The following is a 22,697-nucleotide window of genomic DNA, read 5'->3' as shown; positions in this document are numbered from 1 at the left end:
CAGGCAGTTGCCGGCCCCGTTGGTGAATCCTTGCGGACCCACTTGGAACCAGCCCTTGCAGAGCAGCGCGCAGCGGCTGGTGAACCCCAGAAATCTGAGTGTACGTTACCGCCTGCGGCATTTGCCAATCAGGGTCGATCGACCAGGTCAGGCCAATTGCACCGTTGCAGTCGCCCGTCCGAAGATCTTCTTGCCCGCCGCCTTCGCCACGATGGCGACGACCGCGGTCCGAGTCTCCGGATCCACCGACTTCACCTTACCCGTGTACTCGACCTCGGCGGGCTCCTCGGAGCCGACGTAGACCGGGCTGGTGAAGCGCACGTTGTACTCCTTGACCGCGCCGGGATCGCCGAGCCAGGAGGTGACGAAACCGCCGCCGAGGCCCATGGTGAGCATGCCGTGCGCGACAACGTTGTCCAGGCCGACCAGTTTGACGACCTCGTCGCTCCAGTGGATCGGATTCGCGTCACCGGACACACCCGCGTAGTTCACCAGGTCGCCGCGCGTCAACCGGACGGTGCGCGGCGGCAGCTCGTCGCCGACGGTGACGTCGGCGAAGTTGATCGCATGCTTGCGCGGCGTGATCGCGGGCGCTGCGGTCACCGGCACCTCGGGCACGCCCGAGGTGCGCGGGTGGTGGGCGGGAGCGTCCTCGCCGATACCGTGCATGAGCACATTGCGGACCGCGCCCTGCAGGTTCGGGTCGATATCGCCGCCGCTGCGCCCGATCAACGTGGTGTAGGTGGTGAGCACCACCTCGTCGTTCTGCGCGGTGACGATGTTCTTGGTGACGATGATGTCGCCGCCGAAGGCCTGCCGGAACGAGTGCAGGTAGACATCGCAGATCAGCCGGTCGCCGACCTTGATCGGCCGATGGAATTCCAGGATCTGATCGGTCTGCATGATCTGGCTCAGGTCATAACCTGTGACGATCTGCTCGAAGAGCTTGCGTTGGGCCAGAATTCCGACCAGGGAGATAAAGGTCAGTGGGGCGAGCAGGTTGTCGTGGCCGTACTCCTGCGCGGCATCCTCATCCCAGTGCAGCGGGTGATAGTCCTGTACGGCGCGGGCATATTCACGCACCTTCTCACGGCCGACCTCGTAGTAGTCGTCGACGCGGTAGTGATGACCGACCATCGCCGCGGCATGGGCCGCGGGGTCGAGTTCTTCGTCCATTGCGACCGCTTCGTCTGTACCGGTGTTGATTGTCACGGGAGGACTGTACCTATCTGACCCCGCAGCCGGAGTCGACGAGCGTTCACGACGGCGCCTCGCTAACGCTCGGCTCTGTCGTGCCCGCATTGGCGGCTGTGTCTATTACTCACTCGCTACGCTCCCTCGTGCGCCGCGGTCGGCACCGTGAAACACGTCAGGGCCGGACATGATGTCCGGCCCTCGCAAGTGTCACGACCCGAGAATCCGGGACGAAACCCGGAAGCCAATCAACGCGGCAGCGACACGCGTAGTGGACTAGCGGGATTCGCGGTGCGCCCGGTGCGTGCCACAGTTCGGGCAGAACTTCTTCAGCTCCAGCCGATCCGGGTCATTGCGCCGGTTCTTCTTGGTGATGTAGTTGCGGTGCTTGCACTGCTCGCAGGCCAAGGTGATCTTTGGCCGGACATCGGTGGACTTCGCGGCCACGATATTCCTTCTTTCGGGTCAACCAGATGGACTGATCGGTCTTTGGTAGCGATGGCCGGACTTGAACCGGCGACACAACGATTATGAGTCGTTTGCTCTACCGACTGAGCTACACCGCCACGGGGTCGCATTGCCTTGGTGATGCCGCGCCCGGCCCCACGAAGTGGGGGTTGTAGCGATGCCGAGTCGGTCACCACCGGCAATCCGGCGAGCCCCCTAACGGAATCGAACCGTTGACCTTTTCCTTACCATGGAAACGCTCTACCGACTGAGCTAAGGGGGCATGACTAGCTCCGCACCGTGATCTTCGATGTCGACCCCGGCGCGGCGAAGTCTTGAACGAGGTTACACACTCACCGGTCGCAGTTCCAAACCGGGTGGTCAGAGCGGGTTTGCGACCACCCGTCGAGTGGCAGCTAGCGGTAATTGACGAACTGCAGTGCGATGCCGAAGTCCTCACCCTTCAGCAAAGAGATCACCGCCTGCAGGTCGTCGCGCTTCTTGCTGGAGACGCGTAGTTCGTCCCCTTGGATCTGCGCCTTGACACCCTTGGGGCCCTCGTCGCGGATCTTTTTGGAGATCTTCTTCGCATGTTCGGCGTCGATACCCTGCACCAGGGTGCCGGTGATTTTGTAGGTCTTACCCGAGGCCGCCGGGTCGGCGGCGTCGAATGCCTTGAGCGAAATATCGCGGCGGATCAGCTTTTCCTTGAACACATCCAGCGCCGCCTTGACCCGCTCCTCGGCCTCGGCGGTCAGTACGATCTTGTCCTCACCGGACCATTCGATGGTCGCGCCGGTGCCACGGAAGTCGTAGCGGGTGTTCAGCTCCTTCTCCGCCTGATGCAGCGCGTTGTCGACCTCCTGACGGTCGACCTTGCTGACAACATCGAAAGACGAATCGGCCACACTTCGCTCCTGTCCTGGCGGTCCAACGGGTCTCGGCGACCCCTTTCGAGCGACCTGCGAGCAGTCGCTGAGACCGGGTGATCCGGTCACCGTCAGTTCTACCCCGGAGCGCGACCGTAGTCCCGTCGCATGGCCGATGGCCAGCCGGTTTGCATTATGGGTGCGGGTTCGTTGTAAGCTGCTCTGCGCGCCGAGAAGCGCGACGGCAGGTTGCCCGAGCGGCCAATGGGAGCAGACTGTAAATCTGTCGGTGAAAGCCTACGTAGGTTCGAATCCTACACCTGCCACCGAAAGCCCCCGTCGATCATGATGATCGGCGGGGGTTTCTCTTTTCCGCTGAACGAGTTCAATTCATGAATGGCCGGGACTACCGCTGCCGAAGGGCGGCCGGGTCGGTCGCATTCAGGGTCGCCACCAGTTCGTCCTCTTCATAGCGGAAATGGGTTTCCAATTCATTTGCGAGCCGATCGAATTCGGCACGCTGACGGCGAGGATCAGCACTGTCGAGCAGTTGCTGTAGTTCGGCCAGCGCCGCGGCGACCACACCGTGCTCACGCTGCAGCCGCTCGACCACCGGAACCAGCTCCGGATGCTGTCGGGCCAGTGCCGGAAAGACTCCGTCCTCGTTGGTGTGATGTTCGTGCAGCGCACCGCAGAATGCGATGCAGTGACTACGCAGATCGGTTGGCAGACTGGGGATTTCACTCATGTCCTGAATTTGATCGAGTTGCGCGCGGACCGTCGCCAGATCGCGACGCAGTTGTTCGTGCACAGTGCGCAGGTGATCGCCGATGGCAGCCGTGCGCCGCACCGGCTGTTCGGGCGCCGCACCGCCGGAGCCGATGATCGCGGCGGAGACGCCCGCGACCGCGGTCGCCGCGACAGCCGCCCCGGCGATGACGCCGCGGCGGCCGATCGAGGGTGGCCGTTGCCGGTGCAGCGCGATCACCGGTATGACCCGCGAGGTCCCCGCTTGATATGCGGCGAATGCCGGATCGCGTTCGGCCTGCTCGGTGTAGCACCGATCGCGCTCTGCACCCGCGAGCACGGCGGCGGTCGCCCGAAATGCCTCGACGCCGTCCGCTTCGCCGATCTCCACGGTCACCACCGGGTGCTTGCGCACGTTGTAGAACCACGCCGGGTGGGTATCGGAGCCGCCGTTCGAACCGAAAACCAGCAGGCGATCGCCGTCTCGGCGATAGCAGACCGGCGTGGTGTGCTCGCGGCCGCTTTTCGCCCCAACCGTGGTCAGCAGGACGAGCGGCACCCCCTCGAACATCCCGCCGACCCGACCCGCGCTCGCGCGGAACTCCTCGATGATCGCCGCGTTGAAATCCGATGCCGAACTCGGCCGTGAATCGGTCATGTCGTATGTCCTTCCGGATCGCCGGGCGGACCGGCGACCGCTGGTACTAGCCTTGCCAGAGATATTAGATTTTGCTTTGCAAGCAAAATTACTTTGCATGCAAAGGTTATTTGGAGGTGTGCGGGATGTCAACGGGCGTACGTGGCATCGAGGTGGAAGAGGGCATTCGGAGCCTGCTGTTGCTCATGCCCCGGGTGGTGGGACGAGCCAAGAAGATGCGCGTTCCCGAAGAGCTGCAAGCGTTTTCGCTGGCGCCGCGGCATCTGTCATTGCTGGCGAATCTGGTGTTCGAGGGGCCGATGACGGTGAACGATCTGGCGGCGCGACTGGAGGTGGCACCGACGACCGTCAGCCTGATGGTGGGCGATCTGAGTCGTCAGGGCGTGCTGGAGCGGCGCTCGGATGAGGCCGACCGGCGTCGGACCATCGTGGGGATCGCGGCGGCCCACGAGAAGTCGGTCAACGCGTGGCTCGGCGGCAGTGCACGGGCTTGGCGCAAGGTGCTCGAACCGTTGGATGCCGAGCAGCGGCAGATGTTCGTGGCGACACTGCGGGCCTATGAACAGGAACTAGCGGCTGAACACGACTGAGCGCCGGGGAGACCGGCGCTCGGGGATCAGTAGGTGCGGGGGCCGCCCGCCATTTCCTCGAGGCGGGCGATGCGCTCGGCCATCGGGGGGTGCGTGGAGAACAAGCGGGCTGCGCGCTCACCGGCACGGAAGGGGTTGGCGATCATCAGGTGCGATTGGGCCGTCAGCTGCGGCTCAGGGGGCAGCGGGGCGGCCTGTACGCCACGCTCCAGCTTGCGCAGTGCCGAGGCGAGGGCGAGCGGGTCGCCGGTCAGCTCTGCACCGGACTGGTCGGCTTGGTATTCGCGGGAGCGGGAGACAGCCAATTTGACCAGGGTCGCCGCGATCGGACCCAGCAGCGTCACCAGGATGACGCCGAGGATATTGGGGCCATCGCCGTTGCGATTGCCGCCGAACACCGAGGCGAAGAAGGCCAGGTTGGCCAGGCCGGAGATGACCGCGGCCAGTGCGCCCGCTATCGAGGAGACGAGGATGTCGCGGTTGTAGACGTGCGATAGCTCGTGGCCGAGTACCGCGCGCAACTCGCGCTCGTCGAGGATCTGCAGGATGCCGCTGGTACAACAGACGGCGGCATGGCGAGGACTGCGGCCGGTCGCGAACGCATTGGGCGCGTTCGTCGGGCTGATGTAGAGCCGCGGCATCGGCTGACGCGCGGTGGTCGCGAGTTCGCGCACGATGCGATAGATGACCGGGGCCTCCAGCTCGCTGACCGGTTGCGCGTGCATGGCCTTCAACGCGATCTTGTCGCTGTTGAAATAGGCGTAGGCGTTCATGCCCACCGCGAGCAGAATCGCCAGGAAGAGAATGGTCGGGCTGCGGAACACCGCTCCGGCGAACACGATCAAGGCCGAGAGGCCGACCATGAGCCCGAACGTCTTCAGCCCATTCGCATACCCGTGCGTGTGCATAGGTCTCCTTGCCCACTCCCCCGTTCGTTGAGTGTCCTACGGCAGATCAACGATAGAGATCGTGGGCAAAGTTCCTGGTGTGATCGAGTCCGGCGTGGCGGCGTCCGGCCGGGCCGAAATCACTAGCCGACGCGTTCGATGGTGTAGCGGACCAGGCGCTCCAGGGCGTCGTTGGCCGGACCCGATGGCAGTGCGGAGAGTTCGGCGTGCGCGATATCGGCGTAACCCTGCAGCTTCTCCTTGGCCAGCACCATGCCGCGGGAGTGGGCGAGCAGGGCGAGCGCCTCTTCGACCTCGGCGTCGGTCTGCAGCGGCTGAGCGAGCAGCTTGCGCAGGCGATCGCCCTCGGCGCCCTCATCGCGCAGCGCGTACAACACCGGCAGGGTGTGCACGCCCTCGCGCAGATCGGTGCCCGGCGTCTTACCGGACTGTTCCGCGGCCGAGGAGATATCGATGATGTCGTCGGAGATCTGGAAGGCGGTACCGACCGCGTCGCCGAGCCGTGCCAACCGTTCGACATGCTCGGTGTCGGCGCCGGAGAAGGTGCCGCCGAAACGTCCGGCGGCGGCGATCAGTGAGCCGGTCTTCTCCCAGACCACACGCAGGTAGTGCTCCACCGGATCCTGGGAATCGCGGGCGCCCATGGTTTCCCGCATCTGGCCGGTGACCAGTTCGGCAAAGGTCTCGGCGATGATCCGCACCGCATCGGGACCCAGAGTCGACGTGAGCCGTGACGCGTGCGCGAAGAGATAGTCGCCCGCGAGGATGGCGATGCTGTTGCCCCAGCGCGAATTCACGCTCGGTGCGCCGCGGCGCATCGGGGCCTCGTCCATCACATCGTCGTGGTAGAGGGTCGCCAGATGCACCAGTTCGACGACGGTGCCCGCGGTGATCAGGGCGGGATCGGTCGGGCGCGGGCCGAGCTGCCCGGTGAGGATGGTGAACAGCGGGCGGAATCGCTTACCTCCGGCCTTGGCCAGATGCAGTGCCGCCTCCTGCAGGAACAGCTCGCCGTCGGACAGTTCATCGATCAGCAGTTTCTCGACGTCGATGAGCCCGTTGCGCACGGTCGCCGCAAGCTCGGTGTCACCGAGATCGACTCCGGCAACCACCGTGCTCTCCTCACTCACAGCCGATGTGCTCATCTCTTCTCCCAGCGATGCGTCCAACCCCACGGTAGAGAACCTAGCGTGTCCCCGCCGCGCGGCCCATGAACACCGTCACTATGCGGTGTATCAGACACTTTCGCATATTCTTTTCCGAGCTCATCGATCGCATGGTGTGCGGCACAGACGGGCAGCGTCGACATCAACCGAACCCTCCTGCGAGTATTGACCGCATGGGTTCACCGGATGTCACACCCGCGGACGGGGACGGGGCGACGCACAGCGCGATTCCCACGCAGACCGAAGTGCTCGTGGTCGGCGCCGGACCGGCCGGTTCGGCTGCCGCCGCATGGGCAGCGCGGGCTGGCCGCGATGTCGTGCTCACCGATTCCGCCGTCTTCCCACGTGACAAGACCTGCGGCGATGGACTCACCCCGCGCGCGACCGCCGAATTGGAGAACCTCGGACTCGGCGATTGGCTGCGCGCACACACCGTGAACCACGGCCTGCGGATGACCGGCTTCGGCCGCGAGGCCTTGCTGCCGTGGCCGGGCGGTTCCTTCCCAACCTATGGAAGTGCCGTTCCCCGAACCGAACTCGACGACAAGCTGCGTGAGACAGCGGTGAAGTCCGGGGCCAGGATGCTGGACGGCACAAAGGTGATCGATGTCATCCGCGCGGGTGAGCGCGTCATCGGTGTGACCGTGCGGACGGCGGATGGCACCCATTCGATCGGCTGCAAGACACTCGTCGTCGCCGACGGCGTCCGCTCTCCGATCGGCAAACTGCTGGGGCGTACCTGGCATCGGCAGTACGCCTATGGCACCGCGGCCCGCGCCTACATCACATCGGCGCGCAGCGACGATCAGTGGATCACCTCGCATCTGGAGCTACGCAATGCCGACGGCGAACTGGTGCCCGGCTACGGCTGGGTGTTCCCGCTGGGCAATGGCGAGGTGAATATCGGTGTGGGATCGCTGGCCACCGCGAAGCGGCCTTCGCATATCGCACTGAAACCACTGCTGGAGCACTACACCTCGCTGCGTCGCGAGGAGTGGCAGTTCGAGGGGTCGCTGCGGGCGGTCGCATCGGCGCTGCTGCCGATGGGTGGCGCGGTGTCGAATGTCGCGGGACGCAACTGGGTACTGATAGGCGACGCCGCGGGCTGTGTGAATCCACTCAACGGTGAGGGCATCGATTACGGCTTGGAGGGCGGTCATATGCTCGCCGGGCTGCTGGACGAACCGGATCTCACGACGGTGTGGCCGGAGCTGTTGCGGGCACGCTACGGGCGCACGTTCTCGGTGGCGCGGCGGATCGCCGGATTGGCGACCCATCCGCGGATGGTGCCACTGGGCGGGCCGCCGGTGATGCGGTCGAAATATTTGCAGCGCACCGCGGTTCGGGTGATGGGCAATCTGGTCACCGACGAGGATCTGGATCTGACCGCACGCGCGTGGCGCGCCGCGGGCCGGGCGTCCTACCGTTTCGACGAACTCGCTCCGTTCAGCTGAGATGACCGGATTGCCCGCGCTCTATCTGCTGCCGCATCTGCGGCGGGCGCGGGACTTTGCCGATCGCAGCTATGCCGAGCCGTTGAACCTCGATGAATTGGCCGCTGCCGCAGGGGTTTCGAAGTATCACTTTCTGCGCGCATTCGCGGCGGTCTACGGGGTGACGCCCGCGGCGTATCTGGCGCAGCGGCGGATCGAGCGGGCGCAGGATTATCTGCGGGCCACCAACCTCACCGTGACCGAGGTCTGCATGCTGGTCGGGTACAGCAGTCTCGGGTCGTTCAGCAGTAAGTTCCGGCAGTTGGTCGGGGTCACGCCGTCGGAGTATCAGGCCAAATTCGCCGATGGAGCACCGCGCATTCCGGGCTGCTATGTGTTCATGCACGGGCTGTCGGACCGCAAACCGCCGAGTTGAATCGCCACTGTTGAGCACAGGTCAGCAATTTCGGAGAAGCGGCGGGATCAGCGCGTTTTCTAGCCTTTAGAGCATGACAATTACGAATGTTTCCCTGGTCACCGTGTACGTCACCGACCAGGACGCGTCGAAGCAGTGGTACATCGATAAGCTCGGATTCGTCGAGACCAGCGATGTGACCATGGGCGACAACGGATTCCGCTGGGTCAGCGTCGCACATCCCGACCATCGCGAACTCGAGGTCACCTTGATGATTCCGGGACCGCCGCTCGATGAGAACCTGGCCGACGCCATCCGCCGGGCACTGGCCAACGGCACCCACGGCGCGCTCGGGTTGAAGACCGATAACTGTCAGAAGACCTTCGAGGAGCTGACCGCCAAGGGCGTGGAATTCATCCAGCCGCCCGCCGAACGCCCCTACGGCACGGAGGCGATCATCCGCGACAACTCCGGCAACTGGCTGGTGCTGGTGGAGTCCAAGGAATTCAGTCCGCAGGACTTCGCCTGACGAACGGCGCTGACCCGCCCCGGCTTTTGCCGGGGCGGCGGGCAGACGGACGAGTCAGGCGCTGGCCTGCGTGGCGAACCACTGCTCGATATGTTTGCGCTCGCTCCTGAGCACCCGATGGTGCAGTTGTTCGGCGAGCGGTTCGATGGCGCCGCCGACCAGCGGGACCTTCACCTGCACAGTGCCGACGACCTCGATTTCCGACCCTTCGGCGGTCGGGCGCAGTTCGTAGGTACCCGACATCTGGGAGGCGATGCCGCCGGTGGCGCCCTCGAAGGTGCCCTTGGCGATCTCGCCGTCCAGTGCCCGCCAGTTGTCGGTGCGCGAGAGCACCAGATCGCTCTTGAGCACCTTGCTCACGATGCCGGGAATCTTGTCATCGCTTGCCGTTTCCGTCATATGGATGCGGATGGTGTCCGCGCCATCCGGATGCGATAGGTCGAGGGTGGCGGTCGCGGCAGCGGCGAACCGGGACCGCCAGAGTTCGTCGTTGGTGAGTGCCCGGTGAAGGTCTTCGACCGGTACGGCGTAGGGCACGGTGAAGCTGAATTTTCGGGACATGGGCGCACAGGCTAGCGGAGGCGGCAAGTAGCCTGTTGTGGTGTCGGAAACCAGCCAGTCCGAAAGGCGGTCGAACCGCCTGCGGCGGGCCAGGATCGGTGTCCTGACAGCGGCGATGGTGATCAGCGCGCTGGTCGGGCTCCTGGTGCTCGCCGCCTGGCGCAATGACTATCTGATCAGCTCCGACAAGGGTGTGACCTCCGCCGAGGTGCTCTCGGCCGGGCGGCTGCGCTCGGCGGTCACCTATGTGACGCCCGACGGGAAGACGCACAATCCGAAGGTCGGCGTGCTGTATCCGACCAATCTCACCGTGGGCGAGCGGATCAATGTGGAGTACAACCGCAGTGATCCGGATCTGGTGCGGGTGGCCGGGCGTGATGCGCGGGTCGCGATTCAGCCCGCGCTGTCGGTGATCGTGGTGGTGTGGGGTGTGGCGCTGCCTACGATGTGGATTCTGGTCCGCACGCGACGCCGCACGCCAGGACCCGTGGACGGAGCCCGCGCCGCCGCGGGCGCTACCTGAGTCGACCGGCACCCCCGATAGTTCGCCGGATCTTTGCGTACCGGTCATGTCGACGTGACGGCGTGGCGCGGTGCACGGGTCAACCTGACATGGTGCGCGTAGCCATCGTTTCGGAGTCGTTCCTGCCGAATATGAACGGCGTCGTCAATTCCGTACTCCGGGTGCTGGACCACCTGGATCAACACGGTCACGAGGCGTTGGTGATCGCGCCGGATACACCGCGCGGGCAGTCCGCCGCCCCGGACTTCTACGGTCGGTTCCCGGTGTATCGGGTGCCCGCTGTGATGGTGCCAAAGGTCAGTTCCTTGCCGGTCGGCCTGCCGCAACCCGGAATCACCGCCGTGATCGACGACTTCGACGCCGATGTGGTGCATCTGGCCTCGCCGTTCCTGCTCGGCGCGGGTGGACTCGGCGCCGCGACGCGCTTGGACCTGCCGTCGGTGGCGATCTATCAGACCGATGTCGCCGGATTCGCGAAGAGTTATGGGCTCGGGCTGGCCAGTCGGGCGGCGTGGGCATGGACGCGGCGGATCCATGAGGGCGCGACCCGGACGTTGGCGCCCTCGCGCGCGGCCGCCGAGGATCTGGCGCGGCACGGTATTCCGCGGGTGCACCGGTGGGGGCGCGGGGTCGATATCGCCCGGTTCACACCGTCGGCGAAACGGCCGGAGCTGCGGGCGTCCTGGTTGCGCGGGCGGGACAGGCTGCTCGTCGGGTTTGTCGGTCGGCTGGCTCCGGAGAAACATGTGGAGCGACTCGCGGTGCTGGCGAGCGATCCGCAGATCCAACTGGTGATCGTCGGGGACGGGCCGGAACGGGCCCGGTTGGCGCGGATGATGCCCACCGCGGTATTCACCGGTGAACTCGGCGGTGCGGAGTTGGCGCAGGCCTACGCAAGTCTGGACGTGATGGTGCACGCGGGCGAGCACGAGACGTTCTGTCAGGGTGTGCAGGAGGCACTGGCCGCGGGGGTTCCGGTGATCGGACCCGATGCGGGTGGACCGCGCGATCTGATCGCGCACTGCCGCAACGGCTACCTCCTACCCGTGGATCGCTTCTGCGAACTACTCCCCAGCGCGGTTGGGGCGCTTCGTGATCCGGTACTCAGGGCAAGGTTCGCCGGTGCCGCGCGCAAGTCGGTGCTGCACCGGACCTGGCCCGCCATCTGCACGGAGTTGATGGGTCACTACGCCGACGTCACCGGTATTCGGATCCAATTGCCGCACACTGCTTGACGGGTGCGGATTCGCGACGCCGCCCTGTGAGTTTCGCGACCTCCAAGTCCCCAATTCTCGCCAGGTGGCGCGTGTGACCACGGCGAAAACAGGCATCGACAGCGGCGGCTCTGATTGTCTGGGCCAGTTCGGCGCGGGAGTCTCGCAGGGCAGCTGGTACGCGCGGTAGGTTCGGGGTGTGGCGAAAACAGAGCAGCGGGAATCGGTTCGGGCCTCGTTGGACAAGCAGCCGCACGAGGTCGCGTCGATGTTCGACGGCGTCGCGCGGCGATACGACCTGACCAACGCCGTCATCTCGATGGGGCAGGACAGATATTGGCGCTGGGCGGTGCGCAAGGCGCTGGCGCCCCGACCGGGTGAGCGGGTGCTCGATCTCGCAGCGGGTACCGGTATTTCGACGCTCGACCTGGCGAAATCCGGCGCTTGGTGTTTGGCGGCCGACTTCTCGCAGGGCATGCTCGCCGCTGGCAAGTTCCGCGATGTGCCGATGGTGGCGGCCGATGCGACCGCACTGCCCTTCGCCGACAATTCGTTCGACGGGGTGACCATCTCCTACGGACTGCGCAATATTTCCGAGAGCGAACAGGCGTTGCGCGAGATGCTGCGGGTCACCAAGCCGGGCGGGCGGTTGGTGGTCTGCGAGTTCTCCACGCCGGTGGTGCCGGGTTTCCGCACCGTCTATATGGAGTACCTGATGAAGGCGCTGCCGAAGGTCGCGCGGGCGGTCAGCAGCAATCCGGATGCCTACGTCTATCTCGCCGAATCCATCCGCGCCTGGCCGAATCAGCGGCAGTTGGCGCTGCGGATCGCGGACGCGGGCTGGTCGTCGGTGAAGTGGCGGAATCTGACGGGCGGCATCGTCGCGCTGCACCGCGGCTACAAAATGGGCTAACAGCCTGGTCATGGCATATTTTTGTGGTGCACGCCACACCTCACCGGCGAATTCTCATGCGGTGAGGCTATTTGTCACCTCCCGATAACGTTGGGTAAATCCGGCGCAATCGGCGATCAGCATGATCGGTGGCATGACCGATGCAGGCTCCGACCGCACGAGCACCGTCAGCACGGCGTGCTCATATTGCGGTGTCGGCTGCGGCATCACCGTCGAGACGCGGGTGGGCGCGGATGGTGCGCCGGTCATCGCCAAGGTGCGCGGTGACAAGCTGCATCCGGCAAATGCGGGCAGGCTGTGCACCAAGGGCGCCACGCATCTGGAGTTGATGCGGACACCGGGGCGGATGGAGACCGCGTACCGGCGGCCCGAGCGCGGCCAAGTGCCGGTGCCGTTACCCGTCGATGAGGCGGTGCACGAGGCGGCGACCCGGCTGCGGGCGATCCTGGACGAACACGGACCGGACGCGATCGCGTTGTACGTCTCCGGGCAGATGTCGCTGGAGGCGCAGTACCTGGCGACCAAACTGGCCAAGGGCTATCTGCGGACCAAGCACATCGAGGCCAATTCCCGGCTGTGCATGGCCAGCGCCGGGACCGGGTACAAGCAGTCGCTCGGCGCGGACGGGCCGCCCGGATCCTATGACGACTTCGAGCACGCCGATCTGTTCTTCGTGATCGGCGCGAATATGGCCGACTGCCATCCGATTCTGTATCTGCGCATGGCCGACCGGGTCAAGGAAGGCGCGAAGCTGATCGTGGTGGATCCGCGGCGCACCGATACCGCGGCGCGGGCCGACCTGTTCCTGCAGATCGCACCGGGCACCGATCTCGCCCTCTTGAACGGGCTGCTGTACCTGCTCGTCGAAAACGGCGATATAGACGCGGATTTCATCGCCGAACACACCGAGGGGTGGGCGGCGATGCCCGAATTCCTCGCCGACTACGCACCGGACAAGGTCGCCGAGATCACCGGATTGGCCGAGGACGATATCCGCACGGCCGCCCGCTGGATCGGCGAAGCGGGCGAATGGATGTCGCTGTGGACCATGGGACTCAACCAGTCCACCCACGGCACCTGGAACACCAACGCGATCTGCAATCTGCACCTGGCCACCGGCGCCATCTGCCGTCCGGGCAGTGGACCGTTCTCGCTGACCGGTCAGCCGAATGCCATGGGCGGACGCGAAATGGGCTATATGGGTCCGGGTTTGCCCGGACAGCGCAGCCTGCTCGCTCCCGCCGACCGCACCTTCGTCGAGACCGCATGGGGTATCGAACCCGGTACGCTGCGCAGCGAGGCCGGCCCCGGCACCATCGAAATGTTCCGTGAATTGTCCGATGGTCGAATCAAGGCGGCCTGGATCATCTGCACCAATCCCGTTGCCACCGTCGCCAATCGGAAGACGGTCATCGGCGGTCTGGAGGCAGCCGAGCTGGTGATCGTGCAGGACGCCTACACCGAGACGGCCACCAACGCCTATGCGGACCTGCTGCTGCCCGCCACGCTGTGGGCCGAAGCCGATGCGGTGATGGTGAATTCGGAGCGCAACGTCACGCTGCTGCAGAGCTCGGTCGATCCGATCGGCGATGCCCGCCCGGACTGGCTGCTGATCGCGCAGGTAGCCACGGCAATGGGTTTCGAGGGGTTCGAATTCTCCTCCACTGCGCAGATTTTCGACGAGATCAAGCAGTTCGCCAATCCGGCCACCGGCTACGACCTGCGTGGCATGAGCTACGAGCGGTTGCGCGAAGGCCCGATGCAGTGGCCGTGCGCCGAACCCGACCGCGCGCGCAATCCGATCCGCTATCTCAATGATGGTGTCAGCCAGGAGCTTTTCGTCGACGACACCAGACATCAGCCCCGGCTGGCGTTCGCGACGCCCAGCCGTCGCGCGGTGTTCTGGCCGCGCCCGCATATGGCGCCGGAAGAAATGCCCGACGACGATTACCCGTTCGTGCTGAACACCGGTCGACTGCAGCATCAGTGGCACACCATGACCAAGACGGGCAAGATCGACAAGCTGACCAAGTTGACCGGGCGGCCCTTCGTCGAGGTGCATCCCGCCGATGCGCAGCGGCTCGGGGTCAAGGTAGGCGAACAGCTCGAAATCGCGTCGCGGCGTGGACGAGCGGTGCTACCGGTGCAGATCAGCGACCGGGTGCGGCCGGGTGATTGCTTCGCGCCGTTCCATTGGAATGACGAGCAGGGCGAGTATCTGACGATCAACGCCGTGACCAACGACGCGGTGGATCCGGCCTCGATGCAGCCCGAGTACAAGGCGTGCGCGGTGTCGTTGCGGCGGGTCGCGGCAGTGCCGCAGCCGGAAGCACCCGCCGGGGTGGACGGCTCGGTGCGGGTCAGCGCACCAGCCGCGCCGGGAACAGCTGCGGCGGTCAATGGCTCGGCGGGCGCGCATCCCCTGGCGGTCATGCTCGGGCTCGATGTCGGCACGGCTCCGACGCTCAGTGAGACCGAGCGAATCTATCTCGCCGGATATCTCTCGGCGCTGCAATCCATTCCAGTGACCGGACAGCCGGTGCTGCCGGAGTCCGCGCCGCTCACCCGACACAGCCGGTTGTGGATCGATGGGCTGCTGGCGGGCATGTACTCGCGCGATACCGCACCGCTGCCCGTATCCTCGCCCGCCGACGAGATTCCCGATGAGCTACCGACCCGCCCCATCACCGTGCTGTGGGCGTCACAGACCGGCACTGCCGAGGACTTCGCGGCGACGGCGGCCACGCGCCTGGCCGAATGCGGTTACGCCCCGCGACTGCTCGATATGGACTCGTGTGAACTCGACGAGCTCACCGGCGATGTGCTCGTGATCAGCAGCACCTTCGGCGACGGCGGCCCGCCGGATAACGGCACCGACTTCTGGGAACGCCTGACCGATAGCGTGATCAGGTTGACCGGCATGCGGTACGCGGTCTTCGCGCTCGGCGACTCCTCCTATGACGACTTCTGCGGCCACGGTCGCAAACTGGATGCCGAACTGACCGAACGCGGGGCCACCCGACTGCTGGCGCGCGTCGACAGCGAACCCGATTACGAGGAATCGGCGGCGCGCTGGCTCGACGAGGTGCTCGCCGCACTCGACCGCGGTCGGGACAGCGATGCATCCGTAGCGAGTTCGTCCGGGCCGGATGGAGCTCGGATGCCAGCGCGGACCACCGGCGGTGCCGCCACGATGGTTCTGACCCGCAGCGCTCCGCCCCTTGGCCGGACCAACAGCTCTGCCCCGGCGCTGTTCACCCGCAACGCACCGGTGACCGCACCGCTGGTGCGCAACGAACCGCTGTCGCATACCGGATCGCCGAAGGAAGTGCGCCAGTTCGGATTCGACCTGCACGGGTTGGAAGCGCCCTACGAGGTCGGCGATTCGCTCGGTGTGTGGCCCGCGAATTGCGAGTCGATGGTGTCCGAATGGCTCGGGGCCACCGGGTTGGACGGCCGCCGGATCATCGAGGTCGATGACCAGGAATTGCTGCTGGACCAAGCGCTGCGGACCCGCTACGACATCACCAAGGTCAGCCACGATCTGCTCACCTTCATCGCCGAACGTAATCCGAACAACCGGCTGGCGAAACTGCTGCGTCGCGATAATCGCAACGAACTCGACAACTACCTGTGGGACCGGCAGGCCGTCGATGTACTGCGCGACTTCCCGGTGCGTGCCGATCTCGTCGAATGGCTCGGCACGCTGAAAAAGCTACAGCCGCGCCAGTATTCGATTTCCTCCAGCCCGCTGGTCAGCCCCGATGAAGTGCAGCTCACGGTCGGTGTCGTCCGCTACGGCGATCCGGCGGCGACCGGATCGGCCGCGCGGCGCGGCGGGGTGTGCTCGACCTTCCTCGCCGATCGCGCCGACGCCGATGCGGCAGCCGTGCCGATCTTCCTGCAGCGCGCACCACATTTCCGGCCGCCGCTGGACCCGACGGCACCGATGATCATGGTCGGTCCCGGCACCGGCATCGCGCCATTCCGCGGCTTCCTCCAGGAGCGCCGTGCCCTCGGCTGCACCGGTCGCAACTGGCTGTTCTTCGGCGATCAGCATGCCGCCCAGAACTTCTACTACCGCGCCGAATTGGAAGATATGTTCCGCTCCGGCTTCCTCACCCGCCTCGATCTGGCCTTCTCCCGCGACCAGCGCGAGCGAATCTACGTACAGCACCGGATGATCGAGCACGGCGCGGAGCTGTGGTCCTGGCTGCGCGACGGCGCGCACTTCTATGTATGTGGCGACGCCGCGCGGATGGCCAAGGATGTCGACGACACGCTGCTCGCCATCGCCAGGATCCACGGCAAGCTCGACGAAGACGGTGCGCTGGCGTTCAAGAAGCAGTTGGTCGCCGAGAAGCGCTACGTCCGCGACGTCTATTGATCCGTTACACCGCGGGCGGATTCAGCCGGGCGAAGTCGGGGAGCCGGTAGTAGGGGTAGTACGGGTATGGCGGGGTGACGGCGCTGGCCTTGTCGAGGCGGGCGATCTGGTCGGCGTCGAGTTCCCAGCCGATCGCGCCGAGATTCTGGCGCAGCTGTTCCTCGTTGCGTGCACCGACGATGACAGTCGACACCGTTGGCCGGCGCAGTAGCCAGTTGAGGGCGATCTGTGGGACGGTCTTTCCGGTCTCCGCGGCGAGTTCGTCCAGGACGTCGACCACGTCGTAGAGCTTCTCGTCGTCGACCGGCGGGCCCGCCGCGGCCGTCTGGTGCAGGCGGCTGCCCGCCGGAAGCGGCTGGCCGCGACGGATTTTCCCGGTCAGACGGCCCCAGCCGAGCGGGCTCCACACCACCGCGCCGACGCCCTGATCCCGGCCGAGCGACATCAGCTCCCATTCGTAATCGCGGCCGACGAGTGAGTAGTAGACCTGATGGGCGATGTAGCGGGTCAGGCCGTGCCGGTCCGCCGCGGCAAGGGATTTCATCAGCTGCCAGCCCGCGAAGTTGGACGCACCGAGGTAGCGGATCTTGCCCGCGCGCACCAGATCGTCCAGTGCCGCAAGGACTTCCTCGACCGGAGTGTGCGCATCGAAGGCGTGCAACTGGAACAGATCGATGTAGTCGGTGCCGAGCCTGCGCAGCGAACCCTCGACGGCCTTGATGAGCCGAGAACGTCCGGAGCCCGCGTCGAATGGCCCCGGCCCGGTCGGCAGGCTCGCCTTGGTGGACAGCAGCAGCTGATCGCGCCTGCCCTTGATGGCCGCGCCGAGCACTTCCTCGGAGGCGCCGTCGGAATAGACGTCGGCCGTATCGAACATGGTGACGCCCGCGTCCAGGCTGATGTCGACCAGGCGCCGGGCCTGCTCCGCATCGGTATCGCCCCATGCGCTGAATAGTTCACCCCGCCCGCCGAAGGTGCCCGCGCCGAAGCTCAGGGCCGGGACGAGCAGACCCGATGCACCCAGCCGCCGGTACTCCATGATGACTCCTAAAGGGTCTATAGTTCCGTTAACATGGGAAACCGTACACCCGTCGCGCCGTAAATGAAACTGGAGTCCCGTTATGGAGGCTGAAGATGCCACCCCCGGCTCGATCCGCCCAGGTGGGCGCACCGCCCGCGTTCGCGAGGCCGTGCTGCTGGCCGCGGGCGACCTACTCGCCGAGCGCGGTTTCGCGCACTTGGATCTGACCGAGGTCGCGGCGCGCGCGGACGTCGGCAAGACCACGGCATACCGACGCTGGCGCAATTCCACCGGACTGGTCGCCGACCTACTCGTCGATATGGCCGAACAGTCACTGCCACACGCCGACACCGGCTCACTGCTCGGCGATCTCACCGCCAACGCCCGCCTGGTCGCCAAAACCCTCACCGACCCCCGCCAAGGAAAGCTGTTCCAGGCCGTCATCGCCGCCGCCACCTGCGACGAGACGGCCGCCGCCGCCCTGCGCCGCTTCTACGACATCCGCCTCACCGAATGGTCGCCCTGCATCGACGCCGCCATCGCGCGAGGCGAAATTCCGGAGAACACCGACGCCCGCGCGGTACTTTCCGCCGTCTCGGCCCCGCTCTACTACCGCCTCCTCGCCAGCGGCGACCCTATCGATGACGAATCCGCCAGCACCGCCGCTGCGGCCGCCGCCCGAGCGGCCGCCGCAGGCATCTTCACGAAAGCGCCGAGCATGCACAAGCACTCATGAAGCCAGCGCCGGGCGCCGTCCCGGCCTGCGCAACAGGTAACTTTCGCGCAGGCCGCACGACCAGCTCCACCCAATGCTCGCGTGGCAATCGACGAATCGGCTATCGCGAATGCGATTTCGGGGTGGAGGCGGCGTTCCGGGCGGCTACCTGACGGTCGGTTTGGGCTCGATGGACTTCCAATGCGGTGCCCAGGAAGTCGAGGATTACCGCGAGCTGGTCGGGGTCGTAGCGGGCCAGGGCTTTTGCGCCCGCTCGGCCGACGGGACCGAAGATTTCACCCGCCATCACCCGTGCGCCTTCGGTGGCCTCGACCAGGACGCGGCGGCGGTTGGCCGGATCCTGGGTGCGGGTGACGAATCCGGCGCGGACGAGCCGGTCGATGACAGTGGTGGTGGCGGCAGGGCTCAGTTTGAGCTGCACGCTCAGCTCCCCGGCCGCGAGCGGGCCACGCCCCAGGACGACGTCGAGGCAGCGGGTATCGGTGCGGTTCAGACCGAGCCGGGCGGCGACGGCCTCATCGAAGGCGTCGAAGCTCTCCTGCAGTAGCCGCAACCGCATCCCGATTTCGCCGATGATTTCATCTTTCGGCATTCGAAGCTTTCTGTTATCGTATATTTCGTTAATCGAAACGATAGCACAGAAAGACCAGCGCCATGAACGACATCCTCGATCGCACCGGTACCGACGACGCGCAGCTCCGCACGGTTTTCCAGCAAGTCATGCAGACCTGGACCGATAACGACGCCGAAGCGTTCGGCGCATTGTTCACCGACGACTCCGATTACGTGTCCTATGACGGCACCCGGGCGATCGGCCGCAAGGAACACCAGGGCAACCACGACAAGCTCTTTCGCGGTGTGCTCGCCGGTTCGGCCCTCGTCGGTGAATTGGAATCCATCCGGTACGTGACGCCGGACGTGGCGATTCTGCACGGCACCGCATCGGTGCTGATGCCCTGGCGGTCGCAGCTGCCGAAGCGGCGACTGTCGCGCCAGACCGTGGTGCTGGTGCGGATGCCCGAGGGCTGGCGGATCACCGCGATTCACAACGGCCGCGTGCGCCCGGTCATGGTTCCGGAGCCGGATTCGTTCCCCGCCAAGATGTCTCAGCTGATGGGCCGTATCGCATGCAAACTCGGTCTCGGCCGCCGGTGATCAGCGCGTCCAGGCCGGATCACGACCGGTGAGTCCGATGACCCGATCCAGTTCCTGCGCACTGTTGGACACCGGCACGACCGGGCCGAACATGCCCGGCGTGCCTTCGGCCGGTGTCTCGCTGAGGAATTCGAGCAGGACCATCAGATGGGCCGGGTCGGCGATCGGTCGCTGACCGGTTGCTCGGGCGAGATCCCAACTGTGCACGACGGTTTCGTTCAGTGCGATCATGGCCATCATCGCCGCCGGTGCGCATACGCCGCCCGCCTCGGTCTCGCCATCCCAGGCCGCCGGATCCCGCCAGGCCTCGACCAGCGACTTCAGTTGGGCCGGGATCCGCGTACGCCAGTCATCGGGCAGCGCAGTCTCCGGGCCGACGGCGGGCGGGGCCGAACGGCCGACCGCCTCCTTGGTCGCGGCCTGCCGGAATGCCTCGGTGAGTCCGACGACATGGGCGAGCAGATCGCGCACATTGGTGTCGTCGCAGGGTGTGGGTGCGATGAGCTGTTCATCGGAAATTCCGCCGACCACCGCCACCAAGGCGGTCGCGGCCGGTTCGAGATCGAAATTCGGGTGCATCGGGGCCTCCTGGGCAGCGGACATCACGCACTGATAGAGACGGACCGAGCCGACGGAATTCATCGGTGTGCCGCGATCCTGCCCGCCGCCGACCATATCCGCGTCGATCCAGCGCGTCACGTGACCATCCGGCCGCGCCCATCGCAACCAAGTCGTAGCGGCGAAAAGCGCTGGAAAAGCGGAGAATTGGTAGATGAAGGGTGATCGGGTGGAGATCGTCGTCGACTTCGGCGACGGGTCTCGCAGTTATGAAGTGGCCGCAACGCGCGCGGGCCGGAAGGTCGAGATTCGCATCGCGCGTGGCGTGGTCGAAGTCAGCGAAGTGACACGAACCGGCGTCGCGGTTCGCACGGCACGGTTCATGGCCGGGCGCACATTGGCGTTGGTCGAGCATCCCGCGAACGGGTCGGGTCCGGTCGATGGCGAATGAGCGACACGGGTAGCAGGTGGGTTGCCGTGCGGCCCGACTAGGAGCATTCTCGACAGTGTTGGACTGTTGTCCGCCTGCGCTGTGATTCCCGCAGCACCTGGTAATCGCTCGGCAGAGCATCGGGTACCCAGCCGAAAAGCATGCGCGGAGAGGAATGAACGATGACCGATCCAAGCACGTCCCGCACTCTGGACGAGGTGCCGGAAGCCGACTTTGTCGAGCAACACCTCCCCGCCTACCCCGAGGACGCCGACGACGCTGCGGACACCAGCACCGAAAGCGATCTTGCGGCGGCGGTCGACCGGGACGCTTTCAGCGCCGATCCGGCCGATGTCGTCGAGCAGTCGATAGCTGTGCCGCTCGACGACGATCGTGAATCGGGCCCCGCGTACTGACGTCGATCTCGGTTCGACTTCGTCGGCGACCGCGAACTGCCGCCTCAGAATCGGTGTGAGCGAGCAACTTTCCGCCGAACGCGGCAATACCTGCCACATCCGGGGCGAAGGCACACGCTCAGAGTCGACCTCGCGCCGAGTTCACGGCGCGATCTTGGCCCGCACGGTCGCATGCAACTCACGCAAACTGGAACGTTCGGTCGCGACCTCGAGCACTCGCAAACCGTGTGCGTTCCCCGCCAGCTCGACCGCCAACTGCTCCGGATCGACCTGCTTGTGCGGGATCCGATAGGCGGCGCACAGCGCGGCCAGGTCCATCCCGTGCGGGGTGCCGAAAACGCGCTCGAAAACACCGGCGTACTGCGGGTCACCCTGTTCGAGAAGTTCGAAGATGCCGCCGCCGTCATCGTTGGCGACCACGATGGTCAGATCGACGGGGCGGGGTTCGCCGCGGCCGATGAGCAGGCCGGAGGCGTCGTGCAGGAAGGTGAGGTCACCGATCAGCGCGATGGTGCGGCCGGTGTGATGCAGTGCCGCACCGACAGCCGTGGAGACGGTGCCGTCGATGCCTGCAACGCCGCGGTTGGACAGCACGCGAACGCCCGGGCGCGGATGTGAGACCAGGGCCGCGTCGCGCACCGGATTGGATGCACCCAGTAGCAACTGGTCACCCTCGCGCAGTGCGTCCATCACCACGGCGGCGACGTGCAGGCCGGTTGGCTTCGGATGTTTGGCAAGTTCCGCGCGGACCACCTGATCGGCCTTCGCGTTCAATTCCCGGCAGTACGCCAGCCATTCGGCGCGCGGCGCACCCGAGGTGATCGCCCGGGTTCCGGTGCCGACCACATTGCCGGAGACATCGGGCCAGCGCGGGCCGGTGGTGAGCGCGTAGACGGTGATGGCCGGATCGGCGAGCACCTTCGAGACCTGACGATGCAGCGTCGGCCGCCCCGTGATGATCGCCTGGCGCGGCTTCAGCAGCGGCAATACCAGCGGATGCAGGGCGGGGCCGTGCATGGGGGCGGTGGGTTCGGCGACTGTCGGCAGCGCGGCCAGTTCCGGACGCAATCCGGCGCCGTGGCCGGAGATGACCACCGTATCGGGTGTGAGGTCCAGGTCCAGGGGAACATCGAGCGTCGCGTATTGGGTGGACGTCCACGCCTCGCCACCGGCGCGCCCCTGCGGTGCCCATTCACCCGGCGCATGGTCCGGGACCAACGGCTCGCGCAGCGGAATATCGAAGTGCACCGGCCCGGCGTTGCCGGAGCGGGTGCCGCGGGCCGCGGCCAGCACCCGGCAGACGGCCGAACGCCACTGACTGTTCTGCTGGCTGTAGGGCGCACCGTCCGCGGATTCCTCTTCGGCGAGTCCGAGGCTGATCGATGCACGCACCTGGCTGCCGAACAGGCCGAACTGCTCCACGGTCTGATTGGCGCCGGAGCCGAGCATTTCGTAGGGCCGGTTGGCGCTGAGCACCACCAGCGGCATCCGGGCGTAGTTCGCCTCCAGCACCGCGGGACCGAGATTGGCGACAGCGGTCCCCGAGGTCATGACGACCGGCACCGGCAGTCGGCTGGCAACCGCAAGCCCGATGGCCAGGAAGCCCGCGGTGCGTTCGTCGATGCGCATATGCAGTCGGAGCTTGCCCGCGGCATCGGCCGCCTGGAGGGCGAATGCCAGCGGCGCGTTTCTGGACCCAGGACATAGAACAACGTCTCGCACACCCCCGCGCGCGAGTTCGTCAACGACCACCTGCGCCTGCGCTGTAGACGGATTCACGCCTCCAGCCTCTCAGACAGTTGCTCCGACGTCTTCGTCACCCTGCTC

23 protein-coding genes and 3 tRNA genes are annotated in these 22,697 nt (G+C 65.9%); 13 read left to right on the top strand and 13 right to left on the bottom strand.

Annotated elements, in window-relative coordinates; all coding sequences use genetic code 11:
* Positions 1-147: 147 nt before the first annotated feature.
* The 5 genes from ACQP1G_RS04810 to ACQP1G_RS04790 form a co-directional block, all read right to left on the bottom strand.
* The gene (locus ACQP1G_RS04810; protein ID WP_433208149.1) at positions 148-1,206 is read right to left on the bottom strand and encodes a fused (3R)-hydroxyacyl-ACP dehydratase subunits HadA/HadB; all 1,059 of its coding nucleotides are present in this window, start codon (positions 1,204-1,206) and stop codon (positions 148-150) included.
* Between the two features lie 264 nt (positions 1,207-1,470).
* On the bottom strand, positions 1,471-1,641 hold the full coding sequence (rpmG, locus tag ACQP1G_RS04805) for a 50S ribosomal protein L33 (protein WP_011211653.1): 171 nt from the start codon (positions 1,639-1,641) through the stop codon (positions 1,471-1,473).
* Between the two features lie 43 nt (positions 1,642-1,684).
* Positions 1,685-1,760: transfer RNA gene (locus tag ACQP1G_RS04800), tRNA-Met, on the bottom strand.
* A gap of 91 nt (positions 1,761-1,851) precedes the next feature.
* Positions 1,852-1,924 (bottom strand) — tRNA-Thr (locus ACQP1G_RS04795).
* Positions 1,925-2,057: 133 nt separating this feature from the next.
* Complete coding sequence (locus ACQP1G_RS04790; protein WP_433198748.1) at positions 2,058-2,549, bottom strand: YajQ family cyclic di-GMP-binding protein; 492 nt, start codon at positions 2,547-2,549, stop codon at positions 2,058-2,060.
* Positions 2,550-2,753: 204 nt separating this feature from the next.
* Between ACQP1G_RS04790 and ACQP1G_RS04785 the strand changes: the two genes are divergently transcribed.
* Positions 2,754-2,836 (top strand) — tRNA-Tyr (locus ACQP1G_RS04785).
* 80 nt (positions 2,837-2,916) lie between these two features.
* Here ACQP1G_RS04785 and ACQP1G_RS04780 read toward each other — a convergent pair.
* Positions 2,917-3,915 (bottom strand): nitroreductase/quinone reductase family protein, encoded by a 999-nt coding sequence (locus ACQP1G_RS04780; protein ID WP_433198746.1) that lies wholly within the window; start codon positions 3,913-3,915, stop codon positions 2,917-2,919.
* Positions 3,916-4,040: 125 nt separating this feature from the next.
* On the opposite strand from ACQP1G_RS04780, the gene ACQP1G_RS04775 reads away from it, so the two are divergent.
* Positions 4,041-4,505, top strand: coding sequence for a MarR family winged helix-turn-helix transcriptional regulator (locus tag ACQP1G_RS04775; RefSeq protein ID WP_433198744.1), 465 nt, complete (start codon positions 4,041-4,043; stop codon positions 4,503-4,505).
* Between the two features lie 26 nt (positions 4,506-4,531).
* Here the strand turns inward: ACQP1G_RS04775 and htpX are convergent, their stop codons facing one another.
* Positions 4,532-5,413 (bottom strand): zinc metalloprotease HtpX, encoded by an 882-nt coding sequence (gene htpX, locus ACQP1G_RS04770; protein WP_433198742.1) that lies wholly within the window; start codon positions 5,411-5,413, stop codon positions 4,532-4,534.
* A gap of 122 nt (positions 5,414-5,535) precedes the next feature.
* Entirely contained in the window at positions 5,536-6,558 is a 1,023-nt protein-coding gene (locus ACQP1G_RS04765; protein WP_433198740.1) for a polyprenyl synthetase family protein, read from the bottom strand.
* Positions 6,559-6,752: 194 nt separating this feature from the next.
* Between ACQP1G_RS04765 and ACQP1G_RS04760 the strand changes: the two genes are divergently transcribed.
* From ACQP1G_RS04760 to ACQP1G_RS04750, 3 genes are all read left to right on the top strand, one after another.
* Complete coding sequence (locus ACQP1G_RS04760) at positions 6,753-8,033, top strand: geranylgeranyl reductase family protein (protein WP_433198738.1); 1,281 nt, start codon at positions 6,753-6,755, stop codon at positions 8,031-8,033.
* 1 nt (position 8,034) lies between these two features.
* Entirely contained in the window at positions 8,035-8,448 is a 414-nt protein-coding gene (locus ACQP1G_RS04755) for a helix-turn-helix transcriptional regulator (RefSeq protein ID WP_433198736.1), read from the top strand.
* 73 nt (positions 8,449-8,521) lie between these two features.
* The gene (locus ACQP1G_RS04750) at positions 8,522-8,956 is read left to right on the top strand and encodes a VOC family protein (protein WP_433198734.1); all 435 of its coding nucleotides are present in this window, start codon (positions 8,522-8,524) and stop codon (positions 8,954-8,956) included.
* 54 nt (positions 8,957-9,010) lie between these two features.
* Here ACQP1G_RS04750 and ACQP1G_RS04745 read toward each other — a convergent pair whose 3' ends face one another.
* On the bottom strand, positions 9,011-9,517 hold the full coding sequence (locus ACQP1G_RS04745; protein WP_433198732.1) for a DUF2505 domain-containing protein: 507 nt from the start codon (positions 9,515-9,517) through the stop codon (positions 9,011-9,013).
* Between the two features lie 40 nt (positions 9,518-9,557).
* On the opposite strand from ACQP1G_RS04745, the gene ACQP1G_RS04740 reads away from it, so the two are divergent.
* The 4 genes from ACQP1G_RS04740 (at position 9,558) to ACQP1G_RS04725 (ending at position 16,554) form a co-directional block, all read left to right on the top strand.
* Positions 9,558-10,040 (top strand): DUF3592 domain-containing protein, encoded by a 483-nt coding sequence (locus tag ACQP1G_RS04740; RefSeq protein ID WP_433198730.1) that lies wholly within the window; start codon positions 9,558-9,560, stop codon positions 10,038-10,040.
* 92 nt (positions 10,041-10,132) lie between these two features.
* The gene (locus tag ACQP1G_RS04735; RefSeq protein ID WP_433208146.1) at positions 10,133-11,275 is read left to right on the top strand and encodes a glycosyltransferase family 4 protein; all 1,143 of its coding nucleotides are present in this window, start codon (positions 10,133-10,135) and stop codon (positions 11,273-11,275) included.
* 178 nt (positions 11,276-11,453) lie between these two features.
* A complete protein-coding gene (locus ACQP1G_RS04730) occupies positions 11,454-12,167 on the top strand; it encodes a demethylmenaquinone methyltransferase (protein WP_433198728.1) in 714 nt (237 codons plus the stop codon).
* 133 nt (positions 12,168-12,300) lie between these two features.
* Positions 12,301-16,554 carry a molybdopterin-dependent oxidoreductase gene (locus ACQP1G_RS04725; protein WP_433198726.1) on the top strand — a complete coding sequence of 1,418 codons (4,254 nt, stop codon included), beginning with the start codon at positions 12,301-12,303 and terminating at the stop codon, positions 16,552-16,554.
* 4 nt (positions 16,555-16,558) lie between these two features.
* Here the strand turns inward: ACQP1G_RS04725 and ACQP1G_RS04720 are convergent, their stop codons facing one another.
* Positions 16,559-17,593, bottom strand: a complete 1,035-nt coding sequence (locus ACQP1G_RS04720; protein ID WP_433198724.1) for an aldo/keto reductase — start codon at positions 17,591-17,593, stop codon at positions 16,559-16,561.
* 82 nt (positions 17,594-17,675) lie between these two features.
* Between ACQP1G_RS04720 and ACQP1G_RS04715 the strand changes: the two genes are divergently transcribed.
* Positions 17,676-18,311 (top strand): TetR/AcrR family transcriptional regulator C-terminal ligand-binding domain-containing protein, encoded by a 636-nt coding sequence (locus tag ACQP1G_RS04715; RefSeq protein ID WP_433198722.1) that lies wholly within the window; start codon positions 17,676-17,678, stop codon positions 18,309-18,311.
* A 100-nt stretch (positions 18,312-18,411) separates the two neighbouring features.
* Here ACQP1G_RS04715 and ACQP1G_RS04710 read toward each other — a convergent pair whose 3' ends face one another.
* The gene (locus ACQP1G_RS04710; RefSeq protein ID WP_433198720.1) at positions 18,412-18,903 is read right to left on the bottom strand and encodes a MarR family winged helix-turn-helix transcriptional regulator; all 492 of its coding nucleotides are present in this window, start codon (positions 18,901-18,903) and stop codon (positions 18,412-18,414) included.
* A gap of 62 nt (positions 18,904-18,965) precedes the next feature.
* On the opposite strand from ACQP1G_RS04710, the gene ACQP1G_RS04705 reads away from it, so the two are divergent.
* A complete protein-coding gene (locus ACQP1G_RS04705; protein WP_433198718.1) occupies positions 18,966-19,466 on the top strand; it encodes an SgcJ/EcaC family oxidoreductase in 501 nt (166 codons plus the stop codon).
* Here the strand turns inward: ACQP1G_RS04705 and ACQP1G_RS04700 are convergent, their stop codons facing one another.
* Positions 19,467-20,165 (bottom strand): TIGR03086 family metal-binding protein, encoded by a 699-nt coding sequence (locus ACQP1G_RS04700; protein ID WP_433198716.1) that lies wholly within the window; start codon positions 20,163-20,165, stop codon positions 19,467-19,469. It abuts the gene before it with no gap.
* Positions 20,166-20,238: 73 nt separating this feature from the next.
* Here ACQP1G_RS04700 and ACQP1G_RS04695 point away from each other — a divergent pair, with 73 nt between their 5' ends.
* Positions 20,239-20,475, top strand: a complete 237-nt coding sequence (locus ACQP1G_RS04695) for a hypothetical protein (protein ID WP_433198714.1) — start codon at positions 20,239-20,241, stop codon at positions 20,473-20,475.
* A gap of 161 nt (positions 20,476-20,636) precedes the next feature.
* Complete coding sequence (locus ACQP1G_RS04690; protein WP_433198712.1) at positions 20,637-20,870, top strand: hypothetical protein; 234 nt, start codon at positions 20,637-20,639, stop codon at positions 20,868-20,870.
* Between the two features lie 141 nt (positions 20,871-21,011).
* On the opposite strand, the gene menD is transcribed toward ACQP1G_RS04690, so the two are convergent.
* A complete protein-coding gene (menD, locus tag ACQP1G_RS04685; protein WP_433198710.1) occupies positions 21,012-22,649 on the bottom strand; it encodes a 2-succinyl-5-enolpyruvyl-6-hydroxy-3-cyclohexene-1-carboxylic-acid synthase in 1,638 nt (545 codons plus the stop codon).
* Positions 22,650-22,697: the final 48 nt, after the last annotated feature.

The sequence above is a fragment of the Nocardia sp. CA-107356 genome, from assembly GCF_050946365.1.
In the GTDB taxonomy this organism is placed as follows: Bacteria; Actinomycetota; Actinomycetes; order Mycobacteriales; family Mycobacteriaceae; genus Nocardia.
Note: the sequence above shows the minus strand (reverse complement) of the source record. Positions and strands in the feature narration are given on the sequence as shown.

Bases quoted from the DNA above. Each gene is read 5' to 3' on its own strand.
- ACQP1G_RS04780 (WP_433198746.1), bottom strand. From the start codon at position 3,915: ATGACCGATTCACGGCCGAGTTCGGCATCGGATTTCAACGCGGCGATC.
- ACQP1G_RS04775 (WP_433198744.1), top strand. From the start codon at position 4,041: ATGTCAACGGGCGTACGTGGCATCGAGGTGGAAGAGGGCATTCGGAGC.
- htpX (WP_433198742.1), bottom strand. From the start codon at position 5,413: ATGCACACGCACGGGTATGCGAATGGGCTGAAGACGTTCGGGCTCATG.
- ACQP1G_RS04765 (WP_433198740.1), bottom strand. From the start codon at position 6,558: ATGAGCACATCGGCTGTGAGTGAGGAGAGCACGGTGGTTGCCGGAGTC.
- ACQP1G_RS04760 (WP_433198738.1), top strand. From the start codon at position 6,753: ATGGGTTCACCGGATGTCACACCCGCGGACGGGGACGGGGCGACGCAC.
- ACQP1G_RS04755 (WP_433198736.1), top strand. From the start codon at position 8,035: ATGACCGGATTGCCCGCGCTCTATCTGCTGCCGCATCTGCGGCGGGCG.
- ACQP1G_RS04750 (WP_433198734.1), top strand. From the start codon at position 8,522: ATGACAATTACGAATGTTTCCCTGGTCACCGTGTACGTCACCGACCAG.
- ACQP1G_RS04745 (WP_433198732.1), bottom strand. From the start codon at position 9,517: ATGTCCCGAAAATTCAGCTTCACCGTGCCCTACGCCGTACCGGTCGAA.
- ACQP1G_RS04725 (WP_433198726.1), top strand. From the start codon at position 12,301: ATGACCGATGCAGGCTCCGACCGCACGAGCACCGTCAGCACGGCGTGC.
- ACQP1G_RS04720 (WP_433198724.1), bottom strand. From the start codon at position 17,593: ATGGAGTACCGGCGGCTGGGTGCATCGGGTCTGCTCGTCCCGGCCCTG.
- ACQP1G_RS04715 (WP_433198722.1), top strand. From the start codon at position 17,676: ATGGAGGCTGAAGATGCCACCCCCGGCTCGATCCGCCCAGGTGGGCGC.
- ACQP1G_RS04710 (WP_433198720.1), bottom strand. From the start codon at position 18,903: ATGCCGAAAGATGAAATCATCGGCGAAATCGGGATGCGGTTGCGGCTA.
- ACQP1G_RS04705 (WP_433198718.1), top strand. From the start codon at position 18,966: ATGAACGACATCCTCGATCGCACCGGTACCGACGACGCGCAGCTCCGC.
- ACQP1G_RS04695 (WP_433198714.1), top strand. From the start codon at position 20,239: ATGAAGGGTGATCGGGTGGAGATCGTCGTCGACTTCGGCGACGGGTCT.
- ACQP1G_RS04690 (WP_433198712.1), top strand. From the start codon at position 20,637: ATGACCGATCCAAGCACGTCCCGCACTCTGGACGAGGTGCCGGAAGCC.